The organism is Williamsia sp. (genome assembly GCF_016462415.1).
Lineage (GTDB): Bacteria > Actinomycetota > Actinomycetes > Mycobacteriales > Mycobacteriaceae > Williamsia_A.
Genome location: NZ_JAEMTF010000009.1, coordinates 1 through 8,532, shown reverse-complemented (window position 1 = coordinate 8,532; position 8,532 = coordinate 1). Strand labels below are relative to the sequence as shown.

At 69.9% G+C, this 8,532-nt stretch carries 9 protein-coding genes; 3 read left to right on the top strand and 6 right to left on the bottom strand.

The annotated features are described in order from the left end of the window. Window positions 1–3: 3 nt before the first annotated feature. From JHC79_RS03770 to JHC79_RS03755, 4 genes are read right to left on the bottom strand one after another with little or no spacing between them, the layout of a single operon-like run. The gene (locus JHC79_RS03770) at window positions 4–441 is read right to left on the bottom strand and encodes a molybdenum cofactor biosynthesis protein MoaE (protein ID WP_296388538.1); all 438 of its coding nucleotides are present in this window, start codon (window positions 439–441) and stop codon (window positions 4–6) included. Window positions 442–451: 10 nt separating this feature from the next. Next, complete coding sequence (locus tag JHC79_RS03765; protein WP_296388537.1) at window positions 452–931, bottom strand: MogA/MoaB family molybdenum cofactor biosynthesis protein; 480 nt, start codon at window positions 929–931, stop codon at window positions 452–454. Next, window positions 924–1,433, bottom strand: coding sequence for a cyclic pyranopterin monophosphate synthase MoaC (moaC, locus tag JHC79_RS03760; protein WP_296388536.1), 510 nt, complete (start codon window positions 1,431–1,433; stop codon window positions 924–926). The genes JHC79_RS03765 and moaC overlap by 8 nt, the downstream gene beginning before the upstream one ends. Before the next feature lie 3 nt (window positions 1,434–1,436). Next, complete coding sequence (locus JHC79_RS03755) at window positions 1,437–1,622, bottom strand: hypothetical protein (RefSeq protein WP_296388535.1); 186 nt, start codon at window positions 1,620–1,622, stop codon at window positions 1,437–1,439. A 60-nt stretch (window positions 1,623–1,682) separates the two neighbouring features. Here JHC79_RS03755 and JHC79_RS03750 point away from each other — a divergent pair, with 60 nt between their 5' ends. Next, window positions 1,683–4,040 (top strand): helicase-associated domain-containing protein, encoded by a 2,358-nt coding sequence (locus tag JHC79_RS03750; protein ID WP_296388534.1) that lies wholly within the window; start codon window positions 1,683–1,685, stop codon window positions 4,038–4,040. 50 nt (window positions 4,041–4,090) lie between these two features. Continuing rightward, window positions 4,091–5,743: a DNA repair helicase XPB gene (locus JHC79_RS03745; RefSeq protein ID WP_296388533.1), complete on the top strand. Its 1,653-nt coding sequence runs from the start codon at window positions 4,091–4,093 to the stop codon at window positions 5,741–5,743. 12 nt (window positions 5,744–5,755) lie between these two features. On the opposite strand, the gene JHC79_RS03740 is transcribed toward JHC79_RS03745, so the two are convergent. Both JHC79_RS03740 and JHC79_RS03735 read right to left on the bottom strand, forming a co-directional pair. Beyond that, window positions 5,756–6,598: a hypothetical protein gene (locus JHC79_RS03740; protein WP_296388532.1), complete on the bottom strand. Its 843-nt coding sequence runs from the start codon at window positions 6,596–6,598 to the stop codon at window positions 5,756–5,758. 100 nt (window positions 6,599–6,698) lie between these two features. Further along, the gene (locus JHC79_RS03735) at window positions 6,699–7,307 is read right to left on the bottom strand and encodes a hypothetical protein (protein WP_296388531.1); all 609 of its coding nucleotides are present in this window, start codon (window positions 7,305–7,307) and stop codon (window positions 6,699–6,701) included. A gap of 70 nt (window positions 7,308–7,377) precedes the next feature. Between JHC79_RS03735 and JHC79_RS03730 the strand changes: the two genes are divergently transcribed. Then, window positions 7,378–8,532: pyridoxal phosphate-dependent aminotransferase (locus JHC79_RS03730; RefSeq protein ID WP_296388530.1), on the top strand; the 1,155-nt coding region annotated here is incomplete at its 3' end.

Genomic DNA, 8,532 nt, shown 5'->3' with positions numbered 1-8,532 from the left:
GCGTCAGGCCGAGCCGACCCATTCGTCGCTGCCGTCGGCGAAGATCTGGTGCTTCCAGACGGGCAGGGCGTCCTTGACCTCGTCGACCATCCGCGCGCACGTCGCGAACGCCGCCCCACGGTGATCGGCCGCGACCGAGACGACCAGGGCCGCGTCTCCGATCTCCAGGTCGCCGACCCGATGCGACACCGCAACGGCACGCACCCCGTCGGAGGACTCGGCCACGTCGGCGACCACGCGGGCGATGACCTCGCCTGCGCTCGGATGGGCGGTGTAGTGCAACGCTCCGACATCGCGACCGCCGTCGTGATTGCGCACCGCGCCCACGAAGTCGACGACGGCTCCCGCGGCGCCATCAGACGCCGCCTCCACCGCAGTCCGGTGCTCGCCGACATCGAGCGGATCCTCGGTGATCACGGCACGCACCACGACGGCGCTCATCGCGCCCCCATCAGTGGTCGCCGCCGGCGATCTGATCGAGCGCGTGCGCCAGGACGGGCTCGAGCACGGCGAGCCCGTCACGGACACCACCGGTCGATCCAGGCAGGTTCACGATGAGCGTTCGCCCCGCGATCCCGGCGACACCGCGCGACAGGATGGCCGTGGGCACCGCATCGGAGCCGGCGGCACGGACCGCGTCGGCGAGTCCGGGGATCTCCGTCTCGATGACAGCGCGGGTCTGTTCCGGCGTCACGTCGGTGGGACTGAGCCCCGTGCCGCCCGTGGTGATGATGACCGACACCCGCGCGGCGACACCTTCGCGCAGCAGATGACCGACGTCGTCGCCGTCCGGGACCACCGACACCGCGTCCACCGAGAAGTCGTGCGCCGCCAACCAGTCGGCGATGACGGGACCGGTCCGGTCGGGGTAGGTGCCCGCAGCGGCGCGCGTCGAGGCGACGACGACGCGGGCGGTTCTCTGATCAGTCACGGGTCCAGTGTCCGCGCTTGCCGCCGAGTTTCTCGACCAGGCGCACGGAGTCCATGCTCGCGCGCGGATCGAGAGCCTTCACCATGTCGTGCAGGGTGAGTCCGGCGACCGCGACCGCGGTGAGCGCTTCCATCTCGACCCCGGTGCGGTCGGTGGTCTGCGCGGTGGCCGTCACGCCGATGCTGTCGGCGGCGATGTCGAAGTCGACGGTGACCGACGACAGCGCCACCTGGTGGCACAGCGGGATCAGGTCAGGTGTGTGTTTGGCGCCCATGATCGCGGCGACGCGGGCGGTGGCCAGCGCATCGCCCTTGGCGAGGGTGCCGTCGGACAGGTGGCCGATGACCTCGGCGGTGGTGCGGAACGTTCCCGCGGCGACGGCGATCCGATGGGTCACCGACTTGGCTGCGACATCGACCATCCGGGCCGCGCCTGCGGAATCGATGTGCGTCAGGCCGCCCGTCGAGTCACCGTCCGCACTCGTCGACTCGGAGTCGGGCACCGATCAGCGGTTGACGTGGGTCTCGGGGTGCACGTACGAGAGATGCTCGACGGGCAGGGGGAACTCGACGTCGCCGAACGGGGACAGCGCGCCGGAGATGCTCGCCGCGAACTCCGACACCGCGTGTTCGTGATCGCCCTCATCCGACTGGGGCCAGCCGTTGTCGACATACCGCTTCTTTTCAGCCACGACGGTTATTCTGCCATGACCCCCATCTGGTCGGTGTCACAGCCAGATAAGATCACTTCGATGAGTTCTGACGATCGTCCCGGCACGGGCGCCGGCCCCGAACGTCACGTGGGTCTGGCCCAGGACCTGGCCGGTCGCACGGACGAGCAACTCGTCGAACTGCTCCTCGCCCGCCCCGACCTGGCCACTCCCCCGCCGACGAGCACCGCGGTCCTCGCGCAGCGGGCGCTGGCCGGTCCGTCGATCAGCCTGGCCGCCGAGGATCTCGATCTGCTCACCGCCGCGGTAATCGAGCAGGCGATCACCGCGACCACCGACGCCGCACACCGCACGATCCTCGCCCCGACGTCGGCGAAGGCCATCGTCTCCGCACTCGACGGCCGGGCCGACAAGGACGAGATCCGCGAGCGGATCGCGCTGCTGCGCGGTCGTGCTCTGCTGTGGGGCCCCGACTCCGCCCTCGAGACCGGCTCGCACACACCGAGCGCGTTGTCGACGAGGGCCATGCACCTGGGCGGCCCGTTGTCGGCGATGACGCTGGCCGAGATCACCGACGTCCTGGCCGGACTCGGCGATCGGGAACGTGAACTCCTCGAGACGCTCGCCACCGGTTCGGCCTTGGGGCGCACCCGCGACGCCGCACCCGACGCCGACCCGGCCCGCCCTGTCCCGCATCTGATCTCGCTCGGGTTGCTCGCCCGGGTGGACGACCAGACCGTCGAACTCCCGCCGGTCCTCGGTCAGCTGCTGCGCGGTGAGAAGCCGGCCGAGCCGCACGATCTGCGCGCGCCGGCCCTCGTCCCGGCCGACACGACCCGCAGGTTCAAGGCCGCCGACGTCGAGGCCGCGGCCGGAGGCGAGGCACTCGAACTCCTGCGCCACCTCACCGACACCGTCGATGTCCTCGGCCGGTCCCCTGCGCTCGTGTTGCGCGCAGGCGGGCTCGGCGTCCGGGAGATGCGTCGGCTGGCCAAGGCCACCGGGATCGACCTGGCGCGACAGGGGTTCGTGATCGAGCTGCTCGCAGGTGCGCGTCTGATCGACAACGGCTTCCCCGACCCGCCGATCGACAGCGGCGAGACCGCCTGGACACCGACCGTCACCGCCGATCAGTGGCTGCATCAGCCGCCGGAGCGGCGCTGGTACGCCATCGCCGATGCGTGGATGACGTTGCCGCGCCGACCGTGGCAGATCGGCGAGGACAATGCCGAGGGGTCGGCGATCCCGTCGTTGGCGGGCGACCTCTACGACGTGCAGGCCCCGGCGGAGCGTCGGATGTTGTTGAGCGCGTTGGCCGCCGGCACTCCCGGAGTGTCGGTCGACGTCGACTCCCTGGCCCGTCTGATCGGGTGGCGACACCCGCGGTGGCAGCGACGGATGTCGCGTCGCCTCATCGACGCGACCCTCGACGAAGCGCAGTCGCTGGGGCTGGTCGCGCACGGTGCGCTCACCGCGGCGGGGCGCGCCATCATCGCCGATCCGGCCACGCAGAACGGCGATCCGGAGAAGGCGGTGTCGGCGGTGATGGGGCGCGCCCTGCCCGATCCGATCGACTTCTTCCTCACCCAGGCCGACCTGACCGTGACCGCGCCCGGACCGTTGACGCCGGAACTCTCGGCCGAACTGGCCCTGGTCGCCGACCTCGAATCCGGTGGCGCGGCGTCGGTCTACCGGGTCACCGACGCCACGGTGCGGCGCGCGCTGGACACCGGTCGCACCGGGACCGAGCTGACCGGCTTCTTCACCGCCCACTCGAAAACCCCGGTGCCGCAGTCGCTGGTGTATCTGATCGACGATGTCGCCCGCAGGCACGGTCAGCTTCGTGTCGGGGTCGCGTCTGCGTTCATCCGGTGCGAGGACCCGACGACGCTGGCGGCCGTCCTCGCGTCCCCGGTGTCGGAGACGCTGGCGCTGCGCGCGCTGGCGCCGACCGTCGCGATCTCGCAGGCGTCGCTGAAGACGGTGCTCGACGAACTCCGCTCGGCCGGGTTCGCCCCGGCGGGCGAGGACAGTTCCGGCGACCTCGTCGATCTGCGCGAGCGCGGCGCCCGGGTCCCGGCCCTGCGGGCGGTGCGTCGGTCGCCGCGCCGGCCGGTCGCCAGCCCCGAACAGATGACGACCGTGGTCGCCCGGATGCGCACCCAGGACGCCGCCGTCTCGGCCGTGCCGTCGGGCTCGGCGGGCAACTCCGTGCGCGCCGGCGGCGGCGAACCGGCGACCGCGCTGCTCCAGCTCGCCATGCGCGTGGGACGCAAGGTACGCATCGGCTACGTCGACGCACACGGCTCCGCCAGCCGCCACATCGTTGTCCCCCGCCTCGTCGGTGCAGGTCAGCTGATCGTCACCGAGGACGACGGCCTCGCCGACCAGCACTACGCGCTGCATCGGATCACGTCGGTGGAGCTGATCGAGGACTAGCCCACGGGCACGCGGCGACGCGGTGTCACAGAACCGTGGACAATGGACAGGTGACCGAAGGCCCACTGATCGTCCAGTCCGACAAGACCCTGCTCCTCGAGGTCGACCACCCGCGCGCCGCCGACGCACGCGCGGCGATCGCGCCGTTCGCCGAGCTCGAACGCGCACCCGAACACGTGCACACCTACCGGGTGACGCCGCTGGCGCTCTGGAACGCACGCGCCGCCGGTCACGACGCCGAGCAGGTCGTCGACGCACTCGTCAGCTTCTCCCGGTACGCGGTTCCGCAGCCCCTGCTGATGGACATCGTCGACACGATGGGACGGTACGGCCGACTCCAGCTGGTCAAGAGCCCGGTTCACGGTCTGATCCTGGTCAGCCTCGACCGCGCGGTGCTCGAAGAGATCATGCGACACAAGAAGATCGCCCCGATGCTCGGCGCGCGTCTCGACGACGACACCGTCGTGGTGCACCCCTCCGAGCGCGGCCACATCAAACAGCTGCTGCTCAAGGTCGGCTGGCCCGCGGAGGATCTCGCGGGCTACGTCGACGGCGAGGCCCACCCGATCGAGCTGGCCGAGACCGATTGGGAGCTGCGCGATTATCAGCAGATGGCCGCCGACTCGTTCTGGGCCGGCGGCTCGGGCGTCGTCGTGCTCCCCTGCGGTGCGGGCAAGACGATGGTCGGCGCCGCGGCGATGGCCAAGGCCGGTGCCACCACCCTGATCCTGGTGACCAACACCGTCGCCGGTCGCCAGTGGAAGCGTGAGTTGGTCGCGCGGACCTCGCTGACCGAGGAGGAGATCGGCGAGTACTCGGGCGAGCGCAAGGAGATCCGTCCGGTCACCATCGCCACCTATCAGGTGATGACACGTCGATCCAAGGGCGAGTACCGCAACCTCGAGCTGTTCGACTCCCGCGACTGGGGTCTGATCATCTACGACGAGGTCCATCTGCTGCCCGCACCCGTCTTCCGGATGACCGCCGACCTCCAGTCGCGTCGCCGCCTCGGCCTGACCGCCACACTCGTGCGCGAGGACGGTCGCGAGGGCGACGTGTTCAGCCTCATCGGGCCGAAACGCTATGACGCGCCGTGGAAGGACATCGAGTCGCAGGGGTGGATCGCGCCCGCCGACTGCATCGAGGTCCGGGTGACGTTGACCGACGAGGAGCGACTGCAGTACGCCGTCGCCGAGCCGGAGGAGAAGTACAAGCTCTGCTCCACCGCGCACACCAAGGTCAACGTGGTGAAGTCCATCCTGGCGCGCCACGAGGGGTCGCCGACCCTGGTGATCGGCGCCTACATCGATCAGCTCGAGGAGCTGGGTGAGGCGTTGGGGGCGCCGGTGATCCAGGGGTCGACGAAGAACAAGGACCGCGAGATCCTCTTCGAACAGTTCCGTCGCGGCGAGGTCTCGACGCTGGTGGTGTCGAAGGTCGCGAACTTCTCCATCGACCTCCCCGAGGCGTCGGTGGCCGTGCAGGTCTCGGGGACCTTCGGTTCCCGTCAGGAGGAGGCCCAGCGGCTGGGTCGTCTGCTGCGCCCGAAGAAGGACGGTGGACAGGCCCACTTCTACTCAGTGGTCTCCCGCGACACCCTCGACGCCGACTACGCCGCGCACCGGCAGCGCTTCCTCGCCGAGCAGGGCTACGCCTACCGGATCACCGACGCCGACGATCTGCTCGGGCCGGCGATCGGCTGACGCCGGAGCCGGTCACTGCGTGGGCAACACCTCGGCGCAGTAACCCAGCGGCTTCGGTAGCTCGAACGTCAGTGTCTCCCCGGCACACGACGACACCTCGGTCGAGTCGACACGGTCGGTCACCCTCACCACCTGCGTTCCGGAGGTCGGGTCGGTCGCTGAGCAGTCGATGTTCTTGAAGTCGCCGAACGAGCCGCCCGACGACGGGAACTGATAGCACTTGCCGACCGAGAGATTCGGGATCAGACACAGCTTTCCCTTGTCCTTCTGTGTCAGTTCGGAGTACTGCGAGTCCTGGCACGAATCCGTTGCCGTGTCGAGCTTCTGGGCGACGATGAAGGTGAAATCGCTGGAGTCGCAGGACGCGGACTTCGGTTGGGCATCACCCTGTCCCCCGGTGACGGAGATGCAGTCGCCGACGGACGCGTCGTCGATGTCCCTGATGTCGTCCTTGGTGGCGACCAGCGCTATGACGACGATTGCGATGATCAGGGCGACGATCACCCCGAGAGCGATGAAGAGCAATTTCTTGCGCGAGCGCCGCGGCGGCGGCGCTCCGTACGCACCGGGAACCCCGGTGGCGTAGGCGGGTATCCCGCCGGGCCCGCCCGGTGGCGGGAACTGCTGCCCGCCCGCAGGCGGGTAGGACGGCGCTCCACCCGGCGGCGGATACGAGGGCTGGCCGCCCGGCGGCGGGTACGAGGGCTGGCCGCCCGGCGGCGGGTACTGCGGCTGTCCACCCGGGGGTGGGTACGACGGGTGTTGTGAACCCGGCGGCGGGTACTGCGGCGGTTGCCCACCCGGCGGCGGATTGTGCGGGCCACCCTGCTGTGAGGGGTCGTCGGGGGATGTCATCGGTGTTCTCCGCTCGCTTCGTAGGCGACACAACGCGCGAAGATTACCGCGCATGTCGCCCACCGGCGACCGTTATCGCAGGTTGAGCGAGCGGGACTGCTCAGGCGGGTATGTCGGAGGCGGGCGCGTAGCAGTAGCCGACGGGCCGGGGCAACGCGAATGACACCGAGGCCTCGGACGCGGCGCAGTCCGGATCCGACGTCCCGTCGAGCCGTTTGGTGATCTCGAGAATCGGGTGGTCCCTGTCCGAGGACGGCGTCGCACAGCCCCGTTCGCGGTAGGTGGCCTCCGGGTCCGACGCTCGTGGCACCTCGTAACAGTGGCCCGCGCGCCAGTTCGGTGCGAGACAGAGGACGCCGCCGCTGCCGAACGAGATGCGCGAGTAATCGTTGGTCGCACAACGGACTCCGGACGCCGACGATCTCGAGGCGACGTAGAAGGTGAACTCCTCGGAGTCGCAGTCGGCCGTTCTCGCCCTGACCGTTCCCTCGCCGGTGGTGGTGACGCGGACGCATTCGCCGGCCGACACGTCGTCGACGTCGGTGACCAGGGTGCGCGCGGTGATCGCGAAGACGACGGCGATGGCCACGGCCAGCGCGACGATCACCGCCAGCGCGACAAGGGGTGCGCGAAACGGGTGGCTCCGCCTCGGGGGCAGCGGCACGCCCGGAGGTGGTCCGGGCGGGTACGGATTCGGCGGATAGGTCATCGGATTCGACAGTATCGAAAGACCCCGGCAACCCGTCGGCTGGTCCCGTCGGTGTGACAGCCTGGAAACCATGCGCACCGTCACGCGACTGGCACCGTTCGCCACCACGATCTTCGCCGAGATGTCCCAGCTGGCCGCCGCTCACGACGCCATCAACCTCGGTCAGGGGTTCCCCGACACCGACGGGCCGCAGTCGATGCTCGACGCGGCACGTGCTGCCATCGCCGAGGGCAACAACCAGTACCCGCCCGGTCCCGGCATCCCCGCGCTGCGCCAGGCGGTCGCAGACCATCAACTGCGCTGCTACGGAATCGAATACGATCCGGCCGGCGAGATCCTCATCACCGTCGGCGCCACCGAGGCGATAGCCGGATCTCTCGTGGGGCTCGTCGAGACCGGTGACGAGGTGGTGATGATCGAGCCGTACTACGACGCGTACGCGGCCGCCACCGCGATGGCCGGCGGGGTCCGTCGCACCGTTCCGCTCGTCGCCGACGGCGACGGGTTCGTCCTGGATCGCGACGCCCTGGCGAGCACGGTCACCGACGCCACGCGCGTGCTCATCGTCAACAGCCCCCACAACCCGACCGGAACGGTTCTCGGCGAGCGCGACCTGCGCGCCATCGCACGGGTCTGCATCGACCACGACGTCATCGTGATCAGCGACGAGGTCTACGAGCACCTCGTGTTCGACGGCCGGACCCACACCACGATCGCCGCGCTTCCCGGGATGCGCGAGCGCACCCTGCGGATCTCCAGTGCGGCGAAGACGTTCAACGTGACCGGCTGGAAGGTCGGGTGGGTCAGCGGCCCCGCCGACCTGGTCGCGGCCGCCCGGACGGCCAAACAGTTCATGTCCTACGTCGGCAGCGGACCGTTCCAACCGGCCATCGCCGTCGCGTTGAACACCGAGATGGACTGGGTGCGTGACTCGTGCGCGTCGCTCTCGGCCAAGCGCGACCTGATCTCCGGGGCTCTGCGCGACGCAGGTTTCGGGGTGCACCGCACCGAGGGGACGTTCTTCGTCTGCGCCGATCCCCGGCCGCTCGGGTACACCGACGGCGAGGAACTCTGCCGTGACCTGCCGGCGCGGGTCGGTGTCGCCGCGGTCCCCGTCAGCGCCTTCGTCGACCATCCCGAACCGTGGGCGCACCTGGTGCGGTTCGCCTTCGCCAAGCGCGACGAGGTCCTGCTCGAGGGTGTCGAGCGATTGCGACGCCTGCAG

Coding starts and splice junctions, on each gene's coding strand:
- JHC79_RS03770 (WP_296388538.1), bottom strand. CDS start 441: ATGAGCGCCGTCGTGGTGCGTGCCGTGATCACCGAGGATCCGCTCGAT.
- JHC79_RS03750 (WP_296388534.1), top strand. CDS start 1,683: ATGAGTTCTGACGATCGTCCCGGCACGGGCGCCGGCCCCGAACGTCAC.
- JHC79_RS03740 (WP_296388532.1), bottom strand. CDS start 6,598: ATGACATCCCCCGACGACCCCTCACAGCAGGGTGGCCCGCACAATCCG.
- JHC79_RS03735 (WP_296388531.1), bottom strand. CDS start 7,307: ATGACCTATCCGCCGAATCCGTACCCGCCCGGACCACCTCCGGGCGTG.